Raw genomic sequence first — 25717 nt, 5'->3', positions numbered from 1 at the left:
CTCCCTTTTCTCCTTTTAAATAAAACCTCCAACCAATGTCGTTCAAAAAGAACAAGAAACTCAATAGCGATTTCCAGAGCGTGACGATCAGCCTGGCTTCGCCCGAGTCCATTCTGGAGAGTTCCTACGGCGAAGTGACACAGCCGGAGACTATTAACTACCGGACGTACAAACCTGAGATGGGTGGCTTGTTCTGCGAGCGCATCTTCGGGCCTGTAAAAGACTGGGAGTGTCACTGTGGAAAGTACAAGCGGATTCGTTACAAAGGCATTATCTGCGATCGTTGTGGCGTAGAAGTGACCGAGAAAAAAGTTCGTCGGGAGCGGATGGGGCACATCGAACTGGTGGTTCCCGTTGCGCACATCTGGTATTTCCGCAGCTTACCAAACAAAATTGGTTACCTGCTGGGTCTATCGACCAAAAAGCTGGATCAGATCATTTATTACGAGCGGTACATTGTTGTTCAGCCTGGCGTAAAAGCGGAGGATGGTATCAACCAACTCGACTTCCTAACGGAAGATGAGTATTTGGACATCATGGATAAGCTGCCAAGCAGCAATCAACACCTCGACGACAAAGACCCGAACAAATTCATCGCTAAGATGGGGGCCGAAGCGTTGGAGATGCTGCTGTCACGCGTAAATCTGGATGAATTGTCGTACTCGTTACGTCACGCTGCCGCTACGGATACGTCGCAGCAACGGAAAGCAGAAGCGCTGAAGCGGCTTAAAGTTGTTGAAGCGTTCCGGGAAGCTAATGGCCGTATCGAAAACCGTCCGGAGTGGATGGTGATCAAAATGGTACCGGTTATTCCTCCCGAACTGCGTCCACTTGTCCCTCTTGATGGTGGTCGGTTTGCTACGTCCGATTTGAATGATCTGTATCGTCGGGTTATTATCCGGAACAACCGTTTGAAACGCCTGATCGAGATCAAAGCGCCGGAAGTAATTCTGCGGAACGAAAAGCGGATGCTGCAGGAAGCTGTTGACTCGCTGTTCGATAACTCGCGGAAAGTCAACGCCGTTCGCTCGGAAGGTAACCGGGCCCTGAAGTCGCTGTCGGACATGCTGAAAGGTAAGCAGGGACGGTTCCGTCAAAACCTGCTTGGTAAGCGTGTTGACTACTCAGGTCGTTCGGTAATTGTCGTAGGACCAGAACTGAAACTGCACGAGTGTGGTCTGCCGAAAGACATGGCCGCTGAGCTGTTCAAACCGTTCGTTATCCGGAAGCTCATTGAGCGGGGTATCGTGAAAACGGTAAAATCGGCGAAGAAAATCGTTGACCGGAAAGACCCCGTTATCTGGGATATTCTGGAAAACGTATTGAAAGGTCACCCTGTCCTGCTGAACCGGGCTCCAACGCTTCACCGTCTGGGTATCCAGGCGTTCCAGCCAAAACTGATCGAAGGGAAAGCTATCCAGCTGCACCCACTCGTCTGTACGGCTTTCAACGCTGACTTTGACGGTGACCAGATGGCTGTTCACGTACCACTGGGTCAGGAAGCCGTTCTTGAAGCCTCGCTGCTGATGCTGGCTTCGCACAACATCCTGAACCCTGCCAACGGCGCGCCGATTACGGTACCGTCGCAGGACATGGTACTTGGTCTGTATTACGTAACGAAAGGTCGTAAGAGCATTCCTGAGTACCCAATCGTGGGTGAAGGCATGACGTTCTACGGTGCTGAAGAAGTTATCATCGGTATCAACGAAGGTCGTGTATCGAAGCACGCCAACATCAAGTGCCGGGTGAAGGTCCGGGATGAGAACGGCGAGCTGGTATATAAAGTAATCGATACGGTTGCTGGTCGGTTGTTGTTCAACCAGGCTGTACCGGAAGAGGTTGGTTATATCAACGAACTGCTGACGAAGAAGAAACTTCAGCAAATCATTGCGCTGATCTTCAAAATCTCGGGTGGTGCCCGTACGGCACAATTCCTTGATGAGATCAAAGAACTTGGTTTCCAGATGGCCTTCAAAGGCGGTCTGTCGATCGGTCTGAGTGACGTAATGATTCCAGAAGCCAAACAAGGTCTGGTTGACGAAGCGAAAGCGGAAGTACAGAGCGTTTGGGATAACTACCTGATGGGTCTGATTACGGAGAACGAACGTTACAACCAGGTTATCGATATCTGGACGCGCGTGAACTCCCGTCTAACCGAGACGCTGATGAAGCAGCTCGAAGCCGATCAGGGTGGTTTCAACTCGATCTACATGATGATGCACTCAGGCGCCCGTGGTTCCCGTGAGCAGATTCGTCAGCTGGGCGGTATGCGGGGTCTGATGGCTAAGCCACAGAAAAACCTGCAGGGCTCGGTTGGTGAGATCATCGAAAACCCGATCCTCTCGAACTTCAAAGAAGGTCTTGACGTATTGGAGTACTTCATCTCGACGCACGGTGCGCGGAAAGGTCTGGCTGATACGGCTCTGAAAACGGCCGATGCTGGTTACCTAACCCGTCGTCTGCATGACGTAGCACAGGACGTTATTATCAGCGAAGACGATTGCGGTACGTTACGTGGTCTGCAGGTATCGGCTCTCAAGGACAACGAGGATATCGTTGAGCCTCTGTCGGAGCGGATTCTGGGCCGTACAACGGTACACGACATCTTCGATCCGCTGAAGAAAGATGAAGAAGGCAAACCACTCAAACTGATTGGTTCTGGTGAACTGATCACGGAAGAGATTGCCGCTGCTATTGACGAAACCAGCATTGAAACAGTTGAAATTCGTTCGGTACTGACGTGCGAATCTCGTCGTGGAGTTTGTGCTAAGTGTTACGGACGTAACCTGGCATCAGGCCGGATGGTCGACATCGGTGAAGCAGTAGGTGTTATTGCCTCGCAGTCGATTGGTGAGCCTGGTACGCAGCTGACGCTTCGTACCTTCCACGTGGGTGGTACGGCCTCGAACATCGCGGTCGATGCGTCGATCAAAGCGAAATTCGATGGTCTGATCGAGTTTGAAGAAATGCGTACGGTTGAATCGGAAGATTCTGAAGGAAACCCACAGACGGTCGTTATGGGCCGCTCGGGTGAAGTTCGGATTGTTAATCCAGAAGACCGTAACCAAGTTCTGATCAGCAATAACGTTCCTTACGGTGCGTTCCTGCGGGTGAAAGATGGGGATATCGTTAGCAAAGGCGACGATATCTGCGCATGGGATCCTTATAACGCCGTTATCCTGTCCGAGCTGACGGGTACGCTGACGTTTGACGCGATTGAAGATGGTATTACCTACCGTGAAGAGTTCGACGAACAGACGGGCTTCCAGGAAATGGTAATCATCGAAAGCCGCGATAAAGCAAAAAACCCAGCTATCGTTGTTCAAGGGACAACGACGATGACACTGCACCTGCCGGATGCTGACGCATCGGGTAAACTTCAGAAGAGCTATAACTTACCTGTAGGTTCTCGTCTGGTTGTTAAAACAGGTCAGTCGATCAAAGCTGGTCAACCACTGGCGAAGATTCCACGTAACGTTGGTAAAACCCGCGACATCACGGGTGGTCTGCCACGGGTAACGGAATTGTTCGAAGCACGTAACCCATCAAACCCAGCTGTTGTTAGCGAAATCGATGGTGTTGTAACCTATGGTACGATCAAACGGGGTAACCGGGAGATCTTCATCGAGTCGAAAGACGGTACGAAGAAGAAGTACCTTGTACCCCTGTCGAAGTTTATCCTTGTCCAGGATAATGACTTCGTACGGGCTGGCGCTCCGCTGTCAGATGGTGCCATTACGCCGAGCGACATCCTTGCCATCAAAGGGCCAACGGCCGTTCAGGAGTATTTGGTAAATGAAATTCAGGAAGTATACCGCCTGCAAGGGGTAAAAATCAACGATAAACACATCGAGGCTATCGTACGCCAGATGATGCAGAAAGTTGAAATTATCGACTCGGGTGATACCAACTTCCTCGAAGGCCAAGTAGTTGATAAATGGTCTTTCCGTGAAGAGAACGATAAAGTTCTTGACGCAAAAGTCGTTGTCGACGCTGGTGATTCGGAGAACTTCAAACCAGGTATGATCGTAACGAGCCGTCGTCTACGGGATGAGAACTCAAGCCTGAAACGTCGTGACCTCGCTCTAGTGCAGGTACGTGATGCTATGGCTGCCGTTTCTCAGCCTACGTTGATGGGTATTACCCAATCATCGCTTGGTACCGATAGCTTTATCTCAGCGGCTTCCTTCCAGGAAACGACGAAAGTACTGAGTGAAGCGTCGATCCGCGGTAAACGTGATACGCTCGAAGGGCTGAAAGAAAACGTGATCGTTGGTCACCTGATCCCGGCCGGTACGGGTATCCGTCGCTACCAAAATGCGATTGTTGGCTCGAAAGAGGAACTGGAAACGGTTACCGAATCACGCGAACAATTTGCTCGTAGTAAGAAACGGGCAACGGTCTAATACGTAGCGAATTATATTTTACGGAGCGCCCCGGTTGGAAACGACCGGGGCGTTTCTTGTAAATGTATATTTTTGTAAAAAGAGCCCAACTATGAATTCTCAATCCCAGACCCCAGAAGGTTCTATCGACGTAGAACTTAGTGAAGATATTGCCGAAGGTACTTACGCCAATCTGGCAATGATTGCTCACTCAAACAGCGAATTTATCCTGGATTTTATTCGACTAATGCCGGGTGTTCCCAAAGCCAAGGTGAAAGCCCGAATTATTCTAACGCCGGAACATGCCAAACGGCTTCTGGATGCACTTCGTGAGAACATTAGCCGGTACGAAGAAGCTAACGGAGGCATCAATGAGCCAAACGATACGTTTCGATTTCCGGGCGGTGGTTACGGCGGGCCAGTTGGTCAAGCTTAACCGAAAATCTAACGGCTTTAGGTTTGACTTTCAACGGGTTTTGCCTATCTTTGCACCTCAAAATTCGGGAAGACTGTTTTTTTGTAACCAATTATCAAATGCCTACTATACAACAACTAGTGCGTAAAGGCCGCGAGAAGCTTGAATTCAAGTCGAAATCGCCGGCTCTTGACGCATGCCCACAACGTCGGGGCGTGTGCACGCGTGTGTACACCACGACACCGAAGAAGCCAAACTCGGCTCTTCGTAAAGTTGCCCGGGTTCGTTTGACGAACGGTCGGGAAGTTAACGCCTACATTCCAGGTGAAGGCCATAACCTACAGGAGCACTCAATCGTACTGATTCGTGGTGGTCGGGTTAAAGATTTGCCAGGGGTACGTTACCACATCGTTCGTGGCGCTCTGGATACGGCTGGTGTAAACGGTCGTCTGCAAAGCCGCTCGAAATACGGTGCGAAACGTCCGAAGCCAGGTCAAGCTCCTGCTGCTGGAAAAGGTGCACCGGCTAAGAAGAAAAAGTAATTAATCAGACTGCCCGTTGAGAAATACGGCAGAGTAAGATCAAAAATCTGAAGAAATCATGAGAAAGGCGAAACCGCCCAAGCGTTACGTATTACCCGATCCTAAGTATAAGGAGGTTCTCGTAACCAAATTTGTTAACAACCTGATGTACGAAGGCAAGAAAAGCCTGGCGTACGCCATCTTCTACGATGCGCTGGACGTAGTTGCAAAACGCACGAACGAAAGCGGTCTGGATACGTGGAAAAAGGCATTAAATAACGTAATGCCAGCGGTTGAAGTAAAAAGCCGTCGCGTCGGTGGAGCTACCTTCCAGGTGCCAACCGAAGTACGGGCAGACCGGAAGGTCGCGGTAGGCATGAAATGGCTTATCCGGTACGCTCGTTCGCGGGGTGAGAAAACAATGGTAGACCGGCTTGCTGCTGAAATCGTTGCTGCTTCCAAAGGTGAAGGTGCAGCGGTTAAGAAGAAGGACGATACGCACCGTATGGCTGAAGCCAACAAGGCGTTCTCGCACTTCCGGTTCTAATTCATTTACGATAGCCATTTTCCCGGTGGTTATCAGTTTATACAAAAGCTATCCAACATTGGGTAGCTTTTGTTGTTTCTCACCATATGGCTACGCTAGAAAACGATACGCTGCGCGTTACAATACAAGAAAAGGGGGCCGAGCTAACGTCGATCTTCGACAAGGAAAACAGCATTGAGCACCTGTGGCAGGCAGATCCAGCCGTTTGGCCCTGGTATGCGCCCAATTTGTTCCCCGTTGTTGGCGGTTGTCTGAACAATCAACTTTTGGTTGAGGAGAAGACTTACCCCATGCAGCGACACGGCTTTGCCCGACAATCGACATTTAGTCTGAAAGAGTCAACAGACTCCAGCGTTACGTTCGCTTTACAGTCGAACGAACAAACAGCTGAGGCTTACCCGTATGCATTTGAGTTTCAGATCAAGTATGATCTACAAGGAAACCAACTGAACGTAACGTACCGTGTTGTCAATCAGGATGATAAAATTGTTTTCTTTTCTGTAGGGGCGCACCCGGCGTTCGCCGTGCCATTTTTTGAAGGCGAAACGTACGAAGACTATTATCTGGAATTTGAGAAGGCAGAGCCGCTCGAAACGTCTATGCTTTCAGCAGAGGGGTACTTTACGGGCGAAACAAAATTAATACCGACTGAGGGGGATTGCTTGCTGTTAACCAAGCATCTGTTCGATGACGATGCACTGGTCTTTAAACAGATCAGTTCGCGTTCGGTGACGATTCGAAGCACCAAAAATGATCGAGCTGTCACGGTTGCTTACGATGAGTTTCCGTATCTGGGCATTTGGGCCAAACCAGGTGCTTCATTTGTCTGCATTGAGCCCTGGCTGGGTTGTGCCGATTCGATAGGGGAGTTGCGGCCTATTGAGCAAAAAGAACTGATTCAGCAAGTTGCTGTCGGACAAATCTTTTCGGCAACTTTCTCGATAAAAATAAACTGAAAATACCTCGAGCATAAAAAGAGAGCAGAACCTACGTAAGTGTGGGCTCCGCTCTCTTTTTATGCTCGGGGTATAGGCATATTTATTGTGTTTCTTCTAAAGCGGCAAAGTCTTTAAATCGACGCTTGATGGCGTTATCAGTAGCTTCCTTCTTACTCTGCCAGTTCGCATCCAGCTCCAGGGCGACCAGACCACTCAGGCTCATCGCGTTACGGAACTCATCAAGCTTTTTAATGAATTCATTAGTACGCCGACTTGATTTAAGGGAATACTCGCGAGCAAAAACATCACCCTTATTCTGAATTTCACTCCGCTTGCCTAATACATAATTATAGCGATCAAGCAAATCCTTCATTGATTTACCGATTACCTCCGTCGCTTCTAACGTTCCCATCGTCAATACAGCGGTTCCGCCTACTGCCGACACGTATTTGGCGTTAGGCGCCGTGATCACGGGTGAAACTCCCGTTATAGCTCCCAATGACGCATTCGCAACAGAGCGATTCCGTTTACCGCTCTTCGCTCGTCTATAATCGCGCTTTAGTTGCTCTTCTTTTTCACTCAGTTGCTCAACCAGGCCCCACGCTTGAACAAGCAGCTGGCGGTACTGAGCGTAGTAATACCGGTCCTTTTCCTGCTCGTTGACAGTATTCAGGACCGTAAAGCGGATTTTCTTTTCGTCCCGATTTTGTGCTTTATCTAGTGCAAAAAAGGTGATGTGCGCCGTCAGACTATCGAGTGGATCCTTGACAAATTCATAGCCTGGTGTCCAGATAAACTCGTACTGGTTATTAGTATTCTTAACTAGTGCCGTTTTTGGAATCTGTTGATTGTCGGACAGGAAGTCAAAAGTCGTTACGTCGTCATCCCCGTTCTGATCTTCCAGGTAGAACTTCAGATTGACTGTGGCATTCTCACGTAGCTTGTAATACGTTTCCCGGGGCACCAGCGTAATTTCTGGTGCTAGATCCATCTGTGTTACCTCAACTTTTAAACGGCCTTTAGTGCGCGTTTTTGACGGCTGATCCTCTACCCAGAATTCAATGTATTGAGGCTGCTGCCGGAGTTTGTTAAACTGCTGCTGCGAGAGCGTCCAACTCAGTTCACCCTGCGAAGAAAGCTTACTGCCCTCAGGCATCTGGTCGGCGATGGGGATAAAGACAATTGGATCGCCATCCGCGTCGTACACAACCTCTGGATCGATCTTATGAACATTCTCTTTGCGATAGCCCACATAGAATGGACGTAAATCGCCAACAATTGGCGGACGGTTTACATGAAGTACTTTAAATTCGACAACTTGGTTGACGCTTTGTCCATGTTTACTACGGGCTTCAAACGTGACAGGGTATACGTGCGTTGTTTGAATACGATCCGCTAACGCATAACTAGGTGTCCAGGTGAAATGCCCCAACGAATCAAGTTGCATTCCTTCCAATTTATCCTGACCAAGCGAGAATTTGATAGTATCACTAGGAGCAGCGGCTGCCTTTAGATCAAATCGAACGGTACTTCCTTCGGGAACGACGTTCCAATTCGGTTGTGATGGAAAAATGAGTTGTAATTGTTTTGTATCCTGGGCGTAACCAATTCTAAAAAAAGAAATAAGTAGCAGCCACACGATGCTACCGATTAGACGGATCATAAGCGATGAGCAGAGGGTAGTTCGTCTTTGAAGAACGCAAAAATAAGGCGAAGATTTTACGAGCACTTGAGATACTGCGGATATTGTCAGTAATTCTTCATCAATTTAAGGCAGGAAAATATAGTGCCTATCGGACTGCCAGAGTCGAATGCATTAAAAAAGCCCTTCGTTAGGAAGGGCTTTATCGAGTGATTTAGTACTGTGAAGACTACTTTTTCTTTGGTGCAGTCGTCGTGCTGCTACCTGTCGTAGCAGGCTTGGCTGGTGCTGTGGTCGAACCAGGAGCCTGAACTTTCGTTGGGTCGATACCCAGTTTTTTCAGGACAGACTCGGTAATGTTGTTATCTTCAGGAGCTACCAGCAGAATGGGGATGGTATTCGAGCCAGCATCCAGATTGAATACGTACTGATAACCTTCATCCTTCGCAACAGCATCGATAGCTTTCTGAATTTTCTGAACGACAGGATTTACCAGCGACTGGTATTTGGTTTGCAGCGATTGCTCGGCGGTACGGCCAAACTCCTGAAGCCGGGTTTGCAGACCCTGCAGCTCTTTCTCGCGGTCGTTACGGATTACGTCCGACATCTGAGCAGCACCTTTCTGATAAGCTTCATACTTATCTTCCAGTTCTTTGCTCATGCGCTTCATTTCGTTTTCCGACTGCGTGCGCTGAATGGTCAACTGGTTCTGAATATCTTTAGCTTCGGGCGTTTGAGCCAGTACGTAATCAATGTTCGTATACCCTAACTTCAGCGAACCGGCTGCGGCTGCTGCTGGTGCTGCCGTTGGGGCTTGTGCCTGTGCGTTAAGACCGCCTGCTAAGAGAGCTACGGCAAACGCTATGACGAGGTTTTTCTTCATTTTGGGATTAAATTAAAGAAACTATTTGGGGTTTGTTGTTGTGGTTGTTTTTGTTGCGGGAGCAGCTCCAGCCGTTGTTTTGCCGGTTGCGTCGAGGCCTAATTCCTCCATGACATAGTCCGTGTAATCATGACGGGGATCGGTATAGAGCATCACAAAGTCAGACGCCTTATCGAACATAAAGTTCAACTTTTTTTGCTGGGATACTTTTTCGATCGCCCGATTTACAATCTCCATGGGCGCTTTCATCAGTTCTTTTTTCTTCTCGAAAAGCAACCCCTGGTAACCGAACACTTTGTTATTGTACTCTCTGGCTTCCCGTTCCTTATCGCTGATAGTCCGTTGTCGATCGCGTTTCATGTCGTCCGTCAACAGAATCTCTTCAGCCTGATAGGTCTTCTGCAGTTTATCAATCTCAACGTATTTATCCTGAATGTCTTTCGACCACTTATCAGTAAACTTGTCGATCTCGGTCAGCGCCTTCTGGTATTCGGGCATCTTACCGAAGATAAACTCCGTGTCAACGTAACCGAACTTTTGCGCCTTTGCGGAAGGAACCAGCCAAACAGCGCACAAAAATACAAAAAATAGGCTTTTTTTCATTGATAACCAGTCAATTTTTGCGCAGAATGGTTGATTTTCAGATAAAAGCTGATTGCTGAAATCGCATCTTTTAGAGCAATTCGATCCGCTTTCGTTTAATCAGGATCTGAAATAGAAGACTATATTTTCTCCTGATTAAACGACGAAAGCGGGTCAATTCTTATCTATCTGATCTGCTGACCAATCGTGAAGTGGAACTGACCTGATGGCCGGTCTTTCACGCCTGGGATCCGGTCGAAGCCGTATCCATAGTCAATACCGATCAAACCAAAGGCGGGCATAAAGATACGAGCACCAAATCCAGCCGACCGTTTCAGGTCAAATGGGTTGTACTGACTGTAACTTCCCCAGTTGTTACCCGCTTCCAGGAAGCCCAGTACAAAGATTGTCGCCGACGGGTTAAGCGAAACAGGGTACCGTAATTCGGCAACAAACTTGTTGTAAGCAACCCCACCACGGCTCCGTACGTTCGAGTTGGTTGTCTGATCATAGTCAGCCGTGTAAACGCTCCGGTCATCATAACCACGCAGACCGATAATGTCTTGCGCCAGGGCAAACTGACCTTGACCCGCCAGACCCGAACCACCCAGTACAAAGCGCTCGAATGGTCCAATTTCCGTACGGCGGTTGTAGCTTCCCAAGAAGCCCATGTGCGCCCGGGCGTTCAGCACCAGTTTACCAAACACGGTCTGGAACCAACTGGCGTCGAACATCCATTTGTGGTACTCAACCAGTTTGTACTGATCTTCCGCACTCGACAGAGCCGCGGTGCCTCGGAACGCCGACCAGGGGGGCGTCAGCGATCCGCTCAGCGAGAACGAAGAACCCGACCGGGGGAACTGTGGATTATCAATGCTGTTACGTGCCAGCGTCGTGTTGAACGTCAAGTTGTTCGATATACCGTTGCTGTAACCGATATAGAAAATATCCAGGTTATTCAGGTTGTAGCGCTGGTACGATAATGAGTTACTCAACGTGAAGTAATCATCGGGGACTTTTAACTGACGGCCAAGACCTACCGTGAAGGCGGTGTTGGTGTACGAACCCGTTGGCGTACGGCCTTTCAACGGCTGATAAAGGTTGCCATATGGGTTACTAGCATCGAAGAACGATTTATAAACCGTGTGGCTGGCACTGATCGAGAACGCGTTCGGTTTGCGACCACCCAACCAGGGCTCCGTAAATGACATTGAGTACACCTGGTACTGCTGACCGTTGGCCTGGAAACGAACCTGAACCCGTTGTCCATCACCGGCTGGCAGTGGCCGCCAGGCGCCAAAGTTCGGGATATTACGTGCCGAGAAATTGTTAAAGGTCAAACCTAACGTACCGACGAAGCCAACGTAGCCGCCCCAACCACCAGAAAGCTCAATCTGATCGGATGGTTTTTCTTCTACTGTATATTCGATGTCTACCGTACCGTCGGTTTGTGGAACCGGATTGATACCGATTTTCTCCGGATCGAAATAGCCCAATGTTGCTAACTCGCGCTGCGTCCGGATCAACAGCGTTTTAGAGAACTTCTGTCCTGGCAGCGTCCGGATCGAACGCATCACAACATGGTCGCTGGTTTTCGTATTACCATTCAGCACCACCCGGTTGATAGAAGCCTGTTTACCCTCAAAAATCCTAATCTCTAGGTCAATCGAATCACCATCAATTGATTTTTCGATGGGCTGTGCGTTGTAATACAGGTAGCCATCGTCCATATACAGCGAGCTAAGGTCCTGACCAGGGTTACCATTAAGCCGCTTTTCGAGATCTTCCGGGTTATACACATCGCCTTTCACAACGCCCAACACTTCCCGTAGCCGATCAGCAGGATACAGGTAGTTACCGGAGAAGTCAACCTTGCGGTAATAGTATTTGTGCCCTTCGTCGAGCTTCATAACCAGACTAATGGTATTATCCGGGTTGTGAATAACGCTGTCATCCTCGATAACTGCATCGCGATAGCCAAGCTTGTTGTAGTACTCGATCAGCTTCTGCTTATCCTCGTCGTATTTTTTCGGGACGAACTTCGACGGACTGAACAGACGGCCAAATCGCTTCTGCTTCGTGCTTTTCATCTTAAGCCGAACCGTAGCATCGTCCAGTTCTTCCCGGCCATCGAACGTAATTTTAGCGATCTTAACCTTCTGGCCCTTATCGACCAGCACCCGCAGCGTCGCGTTATTCCGGCTACTATCAGGAATCGTTGTGATCTTAACTTTCGTGTTCAGATAGCCTTTGTCGACAAAGTACTTCTTAACGGCAAGCTGCGTGTTTTTGACGATCGTATTGGTTACGATCTTGCCCAGGTTCAGCTTGGTTTTGTCTTTGAGCTGATCCTGTTCTCCTTTTTTCACGCCCATAAACGACACGCGGTAAAGCCGGGGACGCTCACGTACTATGAACGTAAGAGCGACTTTACCCTCGCCAGCATGATTGGCTTTTAACTCAACATCGTCGAGCAGCCCCGAGTCCATCAGCTTGCGGCTGGATGAACCAACGATTTCACCCGGAATACGTACTTTATCACCAACCTTCAGTCCCGCCAGTGAAACCAGCGAATTTGGGTCGAGATAACGAGTACCCGTTGCGTTTAGGCTGACGATTTCGTATTCTTTAGGGTTGGCATAATTCAGCAGATCGTCGTTGCTGGCCGGTGCTTCTACACCACGACCTACGCCGACGCGTACCTGTGCCTGAATGGTAGCAGGCAGCAGGCTAATGAGCAAAAGCGTTGCTCCCAATAAAACGTTTATACGGTGTTCCAAGTTGACGTACGTATTGTTTGTTACTTGTGGGGATTCTTTTTTGGGAAGATCAGTTGCAAGCATGACGAATAAAAACTAACTGTCAATCAGCATGATACCCCCAAATAAACTAGCTGGTTAACTGCTCGCTGGTTTTGCCAAACCGACGTTCGCGCTGCTGGTAACTTAAAATGGCTTCGTGGAGATGCTTTTTTCGAAAATCGGGCCACAGCACCTCGGGCATATACAGTTCGGAGTAAGCAAGCTGCCACAACATGAAATTACTGATACGCATTTCGCCACTGGTTCGGATCATCAACTCTGGATCAGGAATACCACCCGTTGCCAGATGCTGACTAAAAAGCGCTTCTGTGATCTGCTCGGGTTGAATCTGACCATCCCGTACAGCTACAGCCAACTGGCGGGCAGCCTGAAGAATTTCCCAGCGACCACTGTAGCTAAGCGCCAGAACCAGTGTCAGGCCCGTGTTTTGCTGCGTGGCCTGAATAGCATCGGCCAGTTCCCGGCGACAGTCGGCAGGCAGGCTGTCGGTCTGCCCAATGGTTGCCAGTTGGACGTTGTTGTCCATCAGTGTTTTAATCTCCCCTTTGATTGTATGTACTAGTAGCGTCATCAGCGCGTCGACTTCAAACTTTGGGCGGTTCCAGTTTTCGGTGGAAAACGCGTAGAGCGTCAGAAATTTTACGCCCAATTCAGCGCATCCTTCCGTAACTTCCCGGACTGCCTTGATGGCACTGCGGTGGCCGAACACCCGTGCCGCGCCCTGCTGTTTTGCCCAGCGTCCATTTCCATCCATGATAACGGCGATGTGCTGAGGCAGATTGCTCGGGTCAATGAGTTCCTTCATCCCAATAGGGGAGTTTTAAGATTTATTAACAAGACCGCGAAGTTACAGAAATTTACGCAGAAGGTCAGTACGTTGGCCGATACGGAATCAGTAAATTGGTGAATGTTCGGGGCGGTCGGATTCCCCTATATTTGCGAACGCAAGTCAGGTATGGTAGTAGACAGAAGGCTGGTATGTTGAGAAGCGATGAAATATCGGTCTTGCACGGACGTTTCACTACTACCGCCTGTGTTCAAGATAATTAAACTATTTATGCATCGCATGCTGCTGGTAGGCCTCCGCCACACGTTTGTTGTTCTTGGAATTGTATTGACCGTACTGGGTTGTAGTCGGGATGAAGCGACCGTAGCTGAACCCAAGACGATCACGGATATTATACTGGAAGATGAGCAGTTTAGCCTTCTGCGGGCGGCCATGAATTACGCTGGTCTGGTTGATACGTTCAAGGGTGGGAACCTGACGCTGTTTGCGCCGACGAATGCCGCATTCACGGCTGCGGGGCTGGGTAATGATGCCGCTATCCGAAGCCGGACGCCCAATCAGGTTCAGGCCCTGTTACTGTATCATCTGCTCCCGGCCTCGGTTGCCGCTGGCGATTTGCCAACGGGCCAGAACGCGATTGATATGGCCAACAAGGGAACCGCGTTCATTAACAAAAGCAGCGATGCGGTAATTTCGATCAACAACGCCACCCTCACGCAGGCGAACGTATCGACGGCTAATGGCTACATTCATATCATTAACCGGGTGCTGACGCCATCGGCGGGAAACTTACTGGCGGCTATCGATAACAACCCCGACCTAACACTGCTGGCAGCCGCTATCCGGCGGGTGGGAACCACGAACCCAACGATTGCGGCTACGTTCAGTACGTCGGCTACATCAATGACGAACCCGGTCACGGTTTTTGCCCCGAGTAATGCTGCTTTCCAGGCGGATGGTCGATTTACGACGCCAACGGCCATTGCTTCGGCTAATCAGCAAACTTTGGCTAATCTCTTACTGTACCACATGGTGTCAGGGCTGGTATTTTCGAACCAGATTCAGACAGGATCGCTGATTTCTCTATTCAATAATACTCGATTTACAACGATTGTCGCGGGTAGTCTGGTCACGCTTAAGGGTAACAGCAACCCGCGAACAGGTACTGTAAAGACGGCCGATCAGGTAGCCAATAACGGCGTATTGCACATCATCGATCAGGTGATGTTGCCGTAGAGCAACAAAAAAGTAAGAGGTTTGCCAACGCTTCGCCACGAATCGGGGTCAGTAAGCGTAGTGAGAATAGTTAGATAATAGGTTTTTTATGCGCAAGCTTCTTTTTCCAATCCTCGGAGTGATATTGACAGGTGCTTTAAGCGCCTGTATGAAATCAGTCGATTCAACGACCGAACAGTACACTGAGAACGACAATAACATTAAAGATTACGTGTCAAAGAGTGGCGCTCAATGGACGTCGAGTAGTACAGGTCTTTACTACAGAACGCTCGTCGCCAAGCCGACCGCCAAGCAAGCAACCATTGGCGAAGAGGTTGAATTTACGTACAAGGCTACCAACATGCTGACCGGAGCCCTGGTTGACTCAACGATCAAAGGCTACCCTGTGTATTACCCATTGGGAGTTAATTCAATTCTGGCTGGTCTGGAAGAAGGCGTAAGCCTGATGCGGGAAGGAGAAACAACGGCATTGCTGATTCCGTCGTACCTTGGATATGGCAGCGAAGCGAAAACGAATCTGCCCGCTTATTCGGTGGTGCGATTTGACATAACACTCAACCGCTCCCGAACGCAGGATGAGCAGATCAATGAGTATATCGCGGCTCAGAAATTCACCAACGTTGAATCGACTGGTACTGGTCTTCGGTTCATCAAAACAAAAGAAGTAGCAGGCGCGTCTAGCCCTGGTATTGGCCAAACGTTGACCGTCAAATACAAAGGAAAAATGTTACGTTCGGCGACGGCATTCGATAGTACAGGAACCGGTACGTTCGATGCCGTACTGGGCCGTAATTCCTACGTAAAAGGTTTTGAAGAAGGTTTGTCGAAACTTAAGATCGGCGAAGCGGCTACTATCATTTTTCCTTCATCGCTGGGGTATGGAACGGATGGACGCGTTAGTAATAACCGGTATGTCATTACACCATACGCACCGCTACGATTCGATATAGAGGTCGTATCCGCCAAATAAACCAGTTGTTTTCTAAAAAAGGAAACGCCATTCCAACCTTGGAATGGCGTTTCCTTTTGAAAAGCATAGTGTAATTATTTCGGTGCCATTCGGATAGCACCATCCAACCGAATTACCTCGCCATTGAGCATGGGGTTTTCAATGATGGCCTGTACCAGTAGGGCATATTCAGTTGGGCGGCCTAACCGAGAAGGAAAAGGTACCTGCTGCCCTAGGGAAAGCTGAGCCTCTTCGGGAAGACCAGCCAGTAGTGGAGTTTCAAACAGGCCCGGCGCAATGGTCATTACCCGAATACCCAAGCGCGCCAGGTCGCGGGCGATAGGCAGCGTCATACTGGCGATACCTCCTTTTGATGCTGCGTAAGCTGCTTGTCCGATCTGACCGTCAAAAGCAGCTACGGATGCGGTATTGATGATAACGCCCCGTTCGCCCGCGAACGAACTCGTTTCAGGCTGAGGGTCATTACGTTCCATTGCCAAGGCTGCCAGCCGAATGACATTGAACGTACCAATCAGATTAACAGCGATAACTTTTTGAAAGACAGCCAGGGAGTGAGCACCGTACGTACCAGAAACTTTACCAACGGTCTTTCGGGCTTCGGCAATACCCGCACAGTTTACGTTAATATGAAGTGCGCCAAACGTTTCGACGGCCAGATTGACGGCCGCCTGCACGTCGGCTTCGTTGGTTACGTCTGTCTTGATGAAACGGGTCTTCGGTCCCAGTTCTTCCGCTAATGCTGCTCCCCGTTGCTCGTTCAGATCAACAATAATTACGTTGGCTCCTTTACGAACCAACAATCGGGTAGTGGCTTCTCCAAGTCCGGAGGCTCCCCCAGTGACCAAAGCGGTTGTCTGTGCTACGTCCATAGCATGGTTAGAGGATTTCCATCAATTCATTCCAGTGCCGAATATTGTACGTGGGTTGTTCGTCAACGGACTGGCCCGCCGGATTGTAAAAAACTGTATCCAGGCCAGCTCGCTTGGCTCCCAAAATGTCGGCTTCGTAGTTATCTCCGATCATCAGGCTTTCGGCTGCGGTAGCCCCACTTATTTGTAAAGCATACTCGAAGACCAGCAGGTCGGGCTTTTTGGCGTTGGCAGTCTCGCTGGTAACGACATTAGTAAAATAATAGGCAATCTCAGCACTATCCATCTTGACCGCCTGAATTTCAGCAAAGCCATTGGTGATGATGTGCATTGGATAGCGACCGTTTAAATGATCGAGGAGTTCCCGAGCTGACTCCAGCAGATGCGGTTTATAAGGTAATATACGTAGATACTCGGCGTTGAGATCGGCCTTGATCTGAACGGGATCGACGCCCAAGGAACGAAAAGTCATGGGAAAACGATTCTCCCGAATGAACGTGTGCTCAATCAGGTTTTTGTCGTAGTCGGACCAGAGTTTCTTGTTGATGTCGATGAAATGGCGGCTAAACTCGCTTTCGGACGTAATGCCTGCATCGGCTAGCCGGAAGGTCGTGTATAATTCGGAAAGACACTCGGCCGAATTACGATCAAAGTCCCAGAGCGTATGATCAAGGTCAAAGAAAAGGTGTTTGTAAGGCATATAAAGGGTGATTCTTGCTCAAGGATAGGATCAACTACCAATGCGTATCGGCAATGTTACAGTAATACCAATCTTCAGGAGTAACGAAAAGTTTGTTTTATCTCCACAAAAAAGTTAGCCAGTGAATGACATAGCATGGTGTGTCATTCACTGGCTAACTTTTTGCGAAGTACCGTACTTAGCGGGTATAAAGCGATCCTTTGGCAATGGTTGATTCGTACTCGAAGTTGATCGTTTCCAGAAACTTACCTGTAACCCAGCCAATGTCCGAATCGCGGATGAAGACCATCCGTTTGGGTGTACCCTGTCGCGAATAAGCGTTGGCGGTGGCTTCGAGCAGGAGCGCTCCTGCAATGAGCTGCTTTTGGGTAACCTGGTTCTGCATGGCGCGAATGTCCTGAGTGGCCTTGGCAAGGATAATAGGATCAGTAATAAAGGTCAGGTCCGGACGAACCAGCGAAGCATAATCGCTAAGGGCGAGCCGCTTGAATTGATCAATATCCTGTTTCGTTATAGCTATCGCCGTAGTGGTCGATTTATCAGGGTGTAGATAAGTAATCAGCGCTTTTACAATGTCGCCACCAACACCAATGGTTTTTCGCCCTTTAAAACCTGTTTCTTCAGAAGCCAGGCTACTGTTAGGGACAACTGCTACTGCTTGCTGAATAGCCGTTCGATACGTTTCCAGGTCCATTGTCCGATTGGGGTCCACCTGATCTACCAGCGTCATTACGCCCAGCGGGGAAACCGTGTGATGGAACGACTTGTCAGCGTCAAAATAACCACCCATTGTGCTGGTATTCCCCAGGTTAAGCGCAAACGTAGTAGGCCATACTTTACGGGGAATAGCACCAATTGTAAATAGCTCAGCTTCTCGTTCGGCCGTTAGGGATGTATCAATTTTGAGGTTACTACCATTAGGCAGAATACCAGCCAGCTCGTCGTAAAGCCGGTTTTTGTTAACTAATTTACCCGTCTGACCGCCTTTTACGTCACTGCTGAAAACGATAAACACCCGCTCGTTGGGGATGTTATACCGCTGAATTGAATCCAGGCAGCTTTTCAAGGCTAGTTGCTGCTTGCCAAAGGCGTTGGACGCATCACTGACCAGGGTAATATCCGGAATATTGATGACCGACCGAATATCTTTCTCGTAGAAGTCGCTCTCGTACTGGGTCTTGAAAATAGCCAGTTTAACATCGGATGCACCGACCTGAATACCTGCGTACAGGTTCTTGCCTGAAATGTCCCGGATGATTTCGTTAACGCCCCAGGCGCTGGCTACGTACTTGAGTTTGGCATATTGCGACCGGGCAATCTCCAGGTAGTGAACGGCCGCGTCGTACTCTTCCAGGTCATTATATGAACTACCAAGCATTTCATTAGCGACTGCTTCCCAATATAAATTCTTCGATTCGACAGCAGGCAACGCTCGTTTTAAGAGGCTAATTGATTCATCCGATTTATTGACTTCACGCAGGGTACTGGCCAGTTTGATATAATGAATAGCCTGTGTAACAGACCGAGCATCCTGAGCGGTTGTAACCCTAACCGAAAAGATTAGAGCAAGAGAAATTAATAAGTACTTCATTTTAAGTGAATTGGTAGGTAAACGATACTAGTGAAAGCGCTTCTTCTTGTTGAGTTCCACCTCCAGATCGCTGATATCGGAGAAGGTTGACACAACAGCTGATTTAGATGAGGTTGCCGGAATAGCTTGCTGGAATGTTGGTGAATGGGGTTTGTTTACAGCTGAGGAGAAGGCTGCTGTAGGCTGTGGCTTCGGTGGGAGTATCGCCGTCAGATTAGCTTTAGGGACGTCTTGCGTTGCTGCCATGGCCAACTTAGTATTAGCGTCGAGGACAGACGCAGGTAGACTAATAGCTATTTTGGGTAAGATAGCCTGTTTTGCAACAGGTGCTGGCGTGGTGACCATAGGTGCCTGTTCGGCAACTGGCTGATGTGTAGCCAGCGTGGCGGTCACACGTTTATCATCCTGATGAACCAACTGATTGGCGGCAGTAGGCTGTTCTATTTCGGTAGGATTAACGACTTTGGGGAGGATAGCCAAGCGTTGGGTAACTGTGTTGTACACCATCGATTCGGCTCTTACCGTACTTTTTCTGGTTGCCAGTTGAACCGATTGCTGACAGATGAACTGTTTTAGCTGAACGTTGTAGATGCCCCTCAGGCTGGTTAATACGTTCTTGTCGTCGACAATACGACCTTTTTGCGAATAGGTGACGACACCCGCTGCCAGATCGTAGTCAAACTGGGTAGTAGTCAGTATCGTTCTGTGATCTTGAAACATAACCCGGCCGTATATCTGCAGACGGCTGTCAGAATAGACAAAGTTGGCTGAGTCACCACGGGCGGTGATTGAATCGCCCTGTACAACCAAAACATGGCCGTTAACGCGGACAGAGTGCATCGCTATATCGTGCACCGCCTGATCACAGAACAACACAACTCCCTTGTGCCGTAACTTAACGTTGCCCGTTAGAATCTGCGTCAAACCTTTGGTTTCCACAAGATTCGCCGTCAGTTGCTCCGGCAAATTCAGGCTGGGTTGAGCATGCACGATGAATGCCGTAAGTAACCCTTGTAATGAAAAAATAATTCTGGTAAGTAAGCTGAAAGTAAGTATACGTTTTCGGGAAACCATAGCAGTTATAGAGCCCCCTTTGTGTCTACTTTCTCTCAAAAAAGAACTTAGCCTGGATCTCTATGGCTAGTAAGACTGACTGCCTTTGTCCAAGTCACTCATGTATAATTCTAGGACAAATAGGGTATGTTGAACGACTTTCAACTGCTTTCAATAGCAATCTGTCTCTTAGTCAGCATCATATCATATATTCTATATATGATTGATTCAAATATATATTTGACGATACATTAACCTCTTTTTTTGAAGAAAGTACTAGAGAACATCGCACGTGGTTTGCACTTGAGTTCTTATTTGCGAGTAAGTACCAAACCGTATAATCCCTCAATAAAAAAAGGGAAGGTTAGCTCAGCGCCAACGTAGACAGCCAGCAGAGACAGGTTGAATACGCTATTTTTTTGCCACAACCATAGCCCGGCCTGGTAGCGTTCGGTACCAGACAACCTTGTGGGATCGGAGCCCAGCCGTCTGCTGCCACTGCTGAATTTCAGCTATGGAGTAGTTACCCGCTGTGCTGCTGAGCCCATAAAACAAATCGGTACTACTGCCGACCAGCTCGGGCTTTTCGCCGGTTTGGGGGCGAATAAATTCGTTGACGATGAAAACGCCACCGGGGCGTAACGCCCGGCTTACTTTCTCCGTAACGTGTTGGTTTTGGTCCGCTGTGAAATGATGAGCCAGGCTTGATAACAGGACAATGTCATACTGATTTTCGCCAAAATCATCCGTCAGTGCATTACCTAACTGATGAACGACCCGGTCGCCCATTCCATGACGAGCCAGGAGGGGGGCGGCCTGCTCAATAGCCTGGGGGAGATCCAAGATCGTTGACTTCAGCGCCGGGAATTTCCGGCAGAGTGCTACCGAGTGTTGCCCGTGAGAACCGCCAACGTCAAGCATGGCCGTAGCTGATTTGGGAACGGGCGCACGTCGGCCAAATTCACTGGCTTCGGCGCTACTGGCCGCTACCATAGCTTCCTGATAGTAGTGCCATTGCTGCGCCGATAAGGTATTGTGATACTGAATCCCCTGACCCGTTTCCAAATACTCACCCAGATGATTCAACCAATCCCAGACAACTCGATTGTTGAAAATCATCATACCCTGCACCGACTGAGGATCATTTTTTGCCGCAAAGCGACGCGCCATTCGAGTCAACGAAAACCGTTCATTGTTAAACGTAAAATAACCCATGGCTGTCAGTAAACCCATCAGTTCGCTGAGTGCTTTACGGTTAAGTTGTAAAGTCGTTACCAGCTCGTCAAGGGATTGGGGACTCGGAACCAGGGCATCAAAAACTCCTTTATCGGCGGCTTCCAGAACAGCTTTAGCCATAACCGGCATGACCTGAGCGTGAAGAAGCGGTATTGGAACCAGGTTAGCTTGTAGGGCAAACCACTCGAGTGGATTTTCTGGGGAAATAGTGAGTTGCATGCGGGAGAAATGCGTATGTCTATACAACTCCGCCCGGCCGATTTTGTGTAGCTTTCAAGAAGTCGCCAATGAAAAGTTATCGCTAGAAACTTTTGGCCAAGACTTTTCTGACTTCTTCGAATGCATCAGGTAAGGGTGCGTTACGTTTGGCGACCTTGCCTGTACGGTTGATCACAGTAGCGGCTATTTCCTCTGTCGATCGTAAATAACCAAGCAGGTCTTCGAGCTGACGCAGCGTAAGTAACAGATGATCCCCCGCAAGTTTGTTCTTCGTGCTAAATTCAATCCATAAACGAGGGTCGTCGCCAAAGTTAGGCAGGTAAACCAGCGCAAAGTCCCGGCTCCGATACGAATCACGAAGCCGCTGCGCGTCCAGGGCGGCCTGACGGCCCGCTTCCGAATCGGGGCTAGTCATCAGAAGATAAATAACCTTGCCCCGGTTTGCGTTAACAACGCGATCCAACAAGGCTCGACCGTCGATAAACGCGTCGCGGGTAACGAAAATACCGTTAGACAAGTCGAGGGCATTAATTTCACCTTTGGCCTGTTGCAGTTTTTTTACTGCCTGCTGAGCCTGTGCACTATCCTTAACTTCAAGTGCATAAAGTTCGGCCAGGGATTGTTTAAGGACGGGACTGGTAATACGAGGACGGGCATAGTCGTAGAGGAGTGCCGAAAAATTGAGGGTCAGGCCCGGTAACACGTCGGCCAGCCAGTAAGCGGTAACGTAATCAGTGGCCGCTTCCTTAAATTTAGTTCGGGTACGTTGCTGGAGTAATTCGTAGAACACTAGCCGCTGAATGGTATCGTTGCTGCGTTTGATGAGTCGGTTGAAGAAGTTAATGTCCGAAGCCCGCGCGTTGTTATTATCAACGTAGCCGGCCAGCCGGGTGCGTTCATCGTCCGTTACGCGTCCGTAGCGAAGCAATAACTCTGACAGCGCCCGTACCGACAAACCGCTGTTCTGACGCGTAATTTCGGGCGTCGAGCTTTGCTGAATGGCATACAAAGCAAAACGGTTCATAGCCGAAGCACGGGCCGCTGTTAACAGAATGTCATCGGCCGGGCGGAGTGTGTCGCTTATTGTAGGTTCAATATCAGTTCCTAACGCCTGGGCTCGTTCGTATAAGAAAGACGCTGCGTTGTACCGCGAGATGGATTGAAGCCAGCTTCTGACTAGTGGGAACGGCTTTTCTTTTTTCGCATACGCTAGAAAGGGGGCCTGGTACGCGTCAAAAGCGATTTGGTAAGCAAAGATATCGCTCTTCCCCTCGGTGCTGTTGGTTATTTTACGTCCATCAGGCTTATTGGGATAGGTTGCTTCAAAGGCTTTATAACGAGCGTACTGCTGATTAACCTGCGCGTTGACACCCGCAAACCGAAAGGGCACCGCGGCTGTAAATAGAGAATCAGCGTCCAGCGTGATTGTCAGCGTCCCGGGGGCCGCCAGAAAGGCGGTTGAGATTCGACCATAAGTGAAGTACATTTCTTCCTGCGGATAGAGCAACGGAAGCGACACGCGGAAGGTACCGTCAATGGCCAATGGCGCCGGACGGACCAGTTCGCGACCTGCCCGCAGGATATTGTTTCGGCTAACAAAAACGGTGGGTGATTCGCGGTACAAACGAGCTGACAGGTTTTTAATCTGTCCCGTAACGATTACTGAATCGACCTGCGCCCAGCTGGTGCTGGTAAATAAAAGAAAGAGAAAAAATAAGGTAAGCGATACTGTATAGCTGTTTCTCATTGCTCGCAAAAGGATAAAGCAATAACAAACGAAAGACCTAAACTGTCAACCCAATTCTTAAAATTGAGAGGAAATTAGCTGGTTTTGATGCCGTGGTATTTTTCTTCTTCCCTATAATCTTTCCGCAGTGGATGCCCAACCCAATCGGTTGGCAGTAGAATTCGACGGAGATCGGGGTGGCCATCGAAGAAAATGCCAACCAAGTCGTACGCTTCCCGCTCGTGCCAGTCGGCCGTTCGCCAGATATGAGCGACACTCGGAACCGTGGGCAGTGACTTCCCCCCCGTGTTCCGAGGGACCGTAACCCGGAGCATGAGATCGTGTTCGTAGGGGATAGAGGTCAGGTTGTAGACTACATCCATCGTGTCGGCCGCCGGGCTGTTATCCAGACCCGTGACACAAGCTAGCAGATCGAAGAAAAGCCGGTTGTCGTCGCGCAGAAACTGGCAAACGGCTACCAGTTTGTCAACAGGAACGATGACGTAAGGCTGTAAATTCTGCGTATTAGCCTGAAGTATTTGAGGGAATTTCTCCTCCAGCAGGCTGTATAGTTCGGTGAATGTCATAGTAGCGAGTAAGCCGCAAAGTTACACCAGCCAGGCCAGCCATTGCATCCAGTTTTCGAGCCAAAACAGAAAGGACGTAGCGTATTTGGCGGCTGGAGCGGTTGAAGGAGCCAAAGTCAGGCTGTTGTTGTTGAAGTTAGTATCCATGTACAACTTCTGCTTTGGGTCGGCTTTCGCCCAGACAACTTTAGCGTCTTCGGTCAACGAAAAAGCCTTTTGACGCGCTTTACCATCCCAGAACAGCAGCAGCTCTTTGCCGTTGTCGAAATGAACCCGTACGTCTATAGGCATCTGGCCATCGCCTTTACGCTGCACCAGCACGGTCGAACGGTATAGGTTTCCCTGCTTCTGATTGCGGATGCTAGTCAGCTCATAGTCGACGACCTTATCGCCGTAAAGTGCCTGGTCGAAAAACCAGTTCATATCGGGGCCGTATTTGGTGCCCAGTCGTTTAGTAACGATCTCGTTGACAATGGTGATGAAACTGTCAGCATTCGGATGCTTGAACTGCCAGCGCTGGAAGTACGTCCGCATAATCTCATCCATAACAGGTTTGCTGACTAGACCCTCCAGCGTTTTGAGCCAGGTAGCTGTTTTGGAATAGGTTAACACGCCGTACTGGCCGTCGGGAAGTTGCCAGGTATTGCCGAACGAAGAGCCAATAGCCGGGTTCCGCTGGTGAACGTAGCTATCCCGCGAACTTTCCATGTCGCCCATCCGGAAGCCTAGCAAATCAACCGCCGACGAACGAACGCCGTACGTATCGTCCATGATCCGGCCTTCGTAATACTGATTGAACCCTTCATCCAGCCAGGCCTCTTCAAATTCGTTCGAAGCCAGTAATTGCATGAAGTACTGGTGCCCGAACTCGTGGATGGTCACTGTCTCGGGTATTCGAGCTCCCTTTGGTATAAACCAAGCGGTACCGGCGGTGATGAACGTCGGGTATTCCATGCCGCCTGAGCCACTTGCGTGCACAGGTGGATCGACGATCGTGAGGTTAGGGAATGGGTATTTACCAAGATTCTTATCAAAATAAGCCAGAGCGGCTTTGATGGCGTCCAGATGCCGCTTAGCCTGATCCGCGTGTTCGGGCTGGAGCAGAAGTTCAATACTGACATGTTTCCATTTATCATTGACAACCTGAAAATGCGGGGAGGCCGTCCAGGCAAAGTCGACGACATCTTCCGCATGCCAACGTAGCGTTTTGGTGCCGTTGGGGTTCTTTCTCTCGCCAACCATCAGCCCCGTTGCCCCGACCCAGAACTGGGTTGGCGTGGTAATATTTACGTCATAGACCCCGTAATCAGCGTAAAATTCAGAATGAGCATGAAACTGGTGGCAATTCCACTGCCCTTGTGTAGCGTATCGAGTACCGGCGGGTTCGTACACGCCAATTTTGGGGAACCACTGTCCGACCAGAAAATAGTCCCGGCTGAATCCCGTGCGCGCGAAGATTTTTGGAAGTTTAGCCCGGAAATTAATGTCCAGCACAACCGTTTCGCCGGGACCGACGGGTTTGCTGAGCGGCACCCGGATAACGGTATGATCATCTTTGTTCTGATCGTCGGGCTGGATAAATTGGTAAGCCAGCGACTCACCCCCTCGTACTTTCATCGAAACCACATCAATGGAGCCGTAAGGACTTTCCTTTGCACTCCGGTCAATCTGATCGCCACGCAGCTGTCCGCCCGACTCTCGCATAAATGTCGATTGTTCGTTCCGGAAAGCGTTTAAGTAGAGGTGAAACTGTAATTCGCGAACGACGTCATTCGAAGGATTACGCCAGGTCAGCGTTTCACGTCCGGTTAGCTTTTTGGTTGTTGGGTCGAGCGTTACGTCGATCTGATAATTTGCCAGCCGGGGGCTCAGTGGTTTCGGGAAAATAGAGGCTGGGTTTTGCCCGAACGACAGCGAAGCAAAACAGAACAGCAGCAGAACAGGCAGGAGTCGTTGCATAACCTTCGGGAAAAAGAAAACCAGCCCCCGTAAAGGAGCTGGTCAAATA

20 protein-coding genes are annotated in these 25717 nt (G+C 49.4%); 7 read left to right on the top strand and 13 right to left on the bottom strand.

Going from position 1 to position 25717, the window contains the following annotated elements; genetic code table 11:
• Window positions 1–35 precede the first annotated feature (35 nt).
• The 5 genes from rpoC to ACYVAD_RS05015 all read left to right on the top strand — a co-directional run bounded on the left by rpoC (window position 36) and on the right by ACYVAD_RS05015 (window position 6824).
• Window positions 36–4406, top strand: a complete 4371-nt coding sequence (rpoC, locus tag ACYVAD_RS05035; protein WP_461138363.1) for a DNA-directed RNA polymerase subunit beta' — start codon at window positions 36–38, stop codon at window positions 4404–4406.
• A gap of 91 nt (window positions 4407–4497) precedes the next feature.
• Window positions 4498–4821, top strand: a complete 324-nt coding sequence (locus tag ACYVAD_RS05030; protein ID WP_461138362.1) for a DUF3467 domain-containing protein — start codon at window positions 4498–4500, stop codon at window positions 4819–4821.
• Between the two features lie 98 nt (window positions 4822–4919).
• The gene (gene rpsL / locus ACYVAD_RS05025; RefSeq protein ID WP_461138361.1) at window positions 4920–5342 is read left to right on the top strand and encodes a 30S ribosomal protein S12; all 423 of its coding nucleotides are present in this window, start codon (window positions 4920–4922) and stop codon (window positions 5340–5342) included.
• 58 nt (window positions 5343–5400) lie between these two features.
• The gene (gene rpsG / locus ACYVAD_RS05020; RefSeq protein ID WP_176565521.1) at window positions 5401–5868 is read left to right on the top strand and encodes a 30S ribosomal protein S7; all 468 of its coding nucleotides are present in this window, start codon (window positions 5401–5403) and stop codon (window positions 5866–5868) included.
• A gap of 86 nt (window positions 5869–5954) precedes the next feature.
• Window positions 5955–6824 carry an aldose 1-epimerase family protein gene (locus tag ACYVAD_RS05015; protein WP_461138360.1) on the top strand — a complete coding sequence of 290 codons (870 nt, stop codon included), beginning with the start codon at window positions 5955–5957 and terminating at the stop codon, window positions 6822–6824.
• An 82-nt stretch (window positions 6825–6906) separates the two neighbouring features.
• On the opposite strand, the gene ACYVAD_RS05010 is transcribed toward ACYVAD_RS05015, so the two are convergent.
• The 5 genes from ACYVAD_RS05010 to ACYVAD_RS04990 all read right to left on the bottom strand — a co-directional run bounded on the left by ACYVAD_RS05010 (window position 6907) and on the right by ACYVAD_RS04990 (window position 13540).
• Entirely contained in the window at window positions 6907–8469 is a 1563-nt protein-coding gene (locus ACYVAD_RS05010) for a hypothetical protein (protein WP_461138359.1), read from the bottom strand.
• 208 nt (window positions 8470–8677) lie between these two features.
• Window positions 8678–9331, bottom strand: a complete 654-nt coding sequence (locus tag ACYVAD_RS05005; protein ID WP_461138358.1) for an OmpH/Skp family outer membrane protein — start codon at window positions 9329–9331, stop codon at window positions 8678–8680.
• A gap of 21 nt (window positions 9332–9352) precedes the next feature.
• Entirely contained in the window at window positions 9353–9934 is a 582-nt protein-coding gene (locus tag ACYVAD_RS05000; protein ID WP_461138357.1) for an OmpH/Skp family outer membrane protein, read from the bottom strand.
• 164 nt (window positions 9935–10098) lie between these two features.
• Complete coding sequence (bamA, locus tag ACYVAD_RS04995) at window positions 10099–12693, bottom strand: outer membrane protein assembly factor BamA (RefSeq protein ID WP_461138524.1); 2595 nt, start codon at window positions 12691–12693, stop codon at window positions 10099–10101.
• Window positions 12694–12802: 109 nt separating this feature from the next.
• Entirely contained in the window at window positions 12803–13540 is a 738-nt protein-coding gene (locus ACYVAD_RS04990; RefSeq protein ID WP_461138356.1) for an isoprenyl transferase, read from the bottom strand.
• 252 nt (window positions 13541–13792) lie between these two features.
• Here ACYVAD_RS04990 and ACYVAD_RS04985 point away from each other — a divergent pair, with 252 nt between their 5' ends.
• Both ACYVAD_RS04985 and ACYVAD_RS04980 read left to right on the top strand, forming a co-directional pair.
• The gene (locus ACYVAD_RS04985) at window positions 13793–14758 is read left to right on the top strand and encodes a fasciclin domain-containing protein (RefSeq protein WP_461138355.1); all 966 of its coding nucleotides are present in this window, start codon (window positions 13793–13795) and stop codon (window positions 14756–14758) included.
• Window positions 14759–14906: 148 nt separating this feature from the next.
• Window positions 14907–15728, top strand: coding sequence for an FKBP-type peptidyl-prolyl cis-trans isomerase (locus tag ACYVAD_RS04980; protein ID WP_461138354.1), 822 nt, complete (start codon window positions 14907–14909; stop codon window positions 15726–15728).
• A 74-nt stretch (window positions 15729–15802) separates the two neighbouring features.
• Here the strand turns inward: ACYVAD_RS04980 and ACYVAD_RS04975 are convergent, their stop codons facing one another.
• The 8 genes from ACYVAD_RS04975 to ACYVAD_RS04940 all read right to left on the bottom strand — a co-directional run bounded on the left by ACYVAD_RS04975 (window position 15803) and on the right by ACYVAD_RS04940 (window position 25668).
• Complete coding sequence (locus ACYVAD_RS04975) at window positions 15803–16597, bottom strand: 3-hydroxyacyl-CoA dehydrogenase (RefSeq protein WP_461138353.1); 795 nt, start codon at window positions 16595–16597, stop codon at window positions 15803–15805.
• Window positions 16598–16604: 7 nt separating this feature from the next.
• A complete protein-coding gene (locus ACYVAD_RS04970; protein ID WP_461138352.1) occupies window positions 16605–17297 on the bottom strand; it encodes a YjjG family noncanonical pyrimidine nucleotidase in 693 nt (230 codons plus the stop codon).
• A gap of 178 nt (window positions 17298–17475) precedes the next feature.
• Window positions 17476–18888: a tetratricopeptide repeat protein gene (locus ACYVAD_RS04965; protein WP_461138351.1), complete on the bottom strand. Its 1413-nt coding sequence runs from the start codon at window positions 18886–18888 to the stop codon at window positions 17476–17478.
• Window positions 18889–18915: 27 nt separating this feature from the next.
• A complete protein-coding gene (locus tag ACYVAD_RS04960; RefSeq protein ID WP_461138350.1) occupies window positions 18916–19962 on the bottom strand; it encodes an OstA-like protein in 1047 nt (348 codons plus the stop codon).
• A 390-nt stretch (window positions 19963–20352) separates the two neighbouring features.
• Window positions 20353–21396 carry a class I SAM-dependent methyltransferase gene (locus ACYVAD_RS04955; RefSeq protein ID WP_461138349.1) on the bottom strand — a complete coding sequence of 348 codons (1044 nt, stop codon included), beginning with the start codon at window positions 21394–21396 and terminating at the stop codon, window positions 20353–20355.
• A gap of 82 nt (window positions 21397–21478) precedes the next feature.
• Entirely contained in the window at window positions 21479–23143 is a 1665-nt protein-coding gene (locus tag ACYVAD_RS04950; protein WP_461138348.1) for a hypothetical protein, read from the bottom strand.
• Between the two features lie 74 nt (window positions 23144–23217).
• Window positions 23218–23709 carry an NADH-quinone oxidoreductase subunit C gene (locus ACYVAD_RS04945; protein WP_461138347.1) on the bottom strand — a complete coding sequence of 164 codons (492 nt, stop codon included), beginning with the start codon at window positions 23707–23709 and terminating at the stop codon, window positions 23218–23220.
• 21 nt (window positions 23710–23730) lie between these two features.
• Window positions 23731–25668: a M1 family metallopeptidase gene (locus tag ACYVAD_RS04940; protein ID WP_461138346.1), complete on the bottom strand. Its 1938-nt coding sequence runs from the start codon at window positions 25666–25668 to the stop codon at window positions 23731–23733.
• Between the last annotated feature and the right edge of the window lie 49 nt (window positions 25669–25717).

Source organism: Spirosoma pomorum, from assembly GCF_054776615.1.
This window is presented reverse-complemented; position numbering and strand designations above follow the sequence as displayed.

What these genes read in the sequence shown, in the direction of transcription:
- ACYVAD_RS04960 (WP_461138350.1), bottom strand. Translation starts at nt 19,962, where the DNA reads ATGGTTTCCCGAAAACGTATACTTACTTTCAGCTTACTTACCAGAATT.
- ACYVAD_RS05030 (WP_461138362.1), top strand. Translation starts at nt 4,498, where the DNA reads ATGAATTCTCAATCCCAGACCCCAGAAGGTTCTATCGACGTAGAACTT.
- rpsG (WP_176565521.1), top strand. Translation starts at nt 5,401, where the DNA reads ATGAGAAAGGCGAAACCGCCCAAGCGTTACGTATTACCCGATCCTAAG.
- ACYVAD_RS05000 (WP_461138357.1), bottom strand. Translation starts at nt 9,934, where the DNA reads ATGAAAAAAAGCCTATTTTTTGTATTTTTGTGCGCTGTTTGGCTGGTT.
- ACYVAD_RS04955 (WP_461138349.1), bottom strand. Translation starts at nt 21,396, where the DNA reads ATGCAACTCACTATTTCCCCAGAAAATCCACTCGAGTGGTTTGCCCTA.
- ACYVAD_RS05005 (WP_461138358.1), bottom strand. Translation starts at nt 9,331, where the DNA reads ATGAAGAAAAACCTCGTCATAGCGTTTGCCGTAGCTCTCTTAGCAGGC.
- ACYVAD_RS04975 (WP_461138353.1), bottom strand. Translation starts at nt 16,597, where the DNA reads ATGGACGTAGCACAGACAACCGCTTTGGTCACTGGGGGAGCCTCCGGA.
- ACYVAD_RS05010 (WP_461138359.1), bottom strand. Translation starts at nt 8,469, where the DNA reads ATGATCCGTCTAATCGGTAGCATCGTGTGGCTGCTACTTATTTCTTTT.
- ACYVAD_RS04950 (WP_461138348.1), bottom strand. Translation starts at nt 23,143, where the DNA reads ATGAGAAACAGCTATACAGTATCGCTTACCTTATTTTTTCTCTTTCTT.
- ACYVAD_RS04965 (WP_461138351.1), bottom strand. Translation starts at nt 18,888, where the DNA reads ATGAAGTACTTATTAATTTCTCTTGCTCTAATCTTTTCGGTTAGGGTT.
- ACYVAD_RS04980 (WP_461138354.1), top strand. Translation starts at nt 14,907, where the DNA reads ATGAAATCAGTCGATTCAACGACCGAACAGTACACTGAGAACGACAAT.
- rpoC (WP_461138363.1), top strand. Translation starts at nt 36, where the DNA reads ATGTCGTTCAAAAAGAACAAGAAACTCAATAGCGATTTCCAGAGCGTG.
- ACYVAD_RS04970 (WP_461138352.1), bottom strand. Translation starts at nt 17,297, where the DNA reads ATGCCTTACAAACACCTTTTCTTTGACCTTGATCATACGCTCTGGGAC.
- ACYVAD_RS04940 (WP_461138346.1), bottom strand. Translation starts at nt 25,668, where the DNA reads ATGCAACGACTCCTGCCTGTTCTGCTGCTGTTCTGTTTTGCTTCGCTG.
- ACYVAD_RS04945 (WP_461138347.1), bottom strand. Translation starts at nt 23,709, where the DNA reads ATGACATTCACCGAACTATACAGCCTGCTGGAGGAGAAATTCCCTCAA.
- rpsL (WP_461138361.1), top strand. Translation starts at nt 4,920, where the DNA reads ATGCCTACTATACAACAACTAGTGCGTAAAGGCCGCGAGAAGCTTGAA.
- ACYVAD_RS04990 (WP_461138356.1), bottom strand. Translation starts at nt 13,540, where the DNA reads ATGAAGGAACTCATTGACCCGAGCAATCTGCCTCAGCACATCGCCGTT.
- ACYVAD_RS04985 (WP_461138355.1), top strand. Translation starts at nt 13,793, where the DNA reads ATGCATCGCATGCTGCTGGTAGGCCTCCGCCACACGTTTGTTGTTCTT.
- ACYVAD_RS05015 (WP_461138360.1), top strand. Translation starts at nt 5,955, where the DNA reads ATGGCTACGCTAGAAAACGATACGCTGCGCGTTACAATACAAGAAAAG.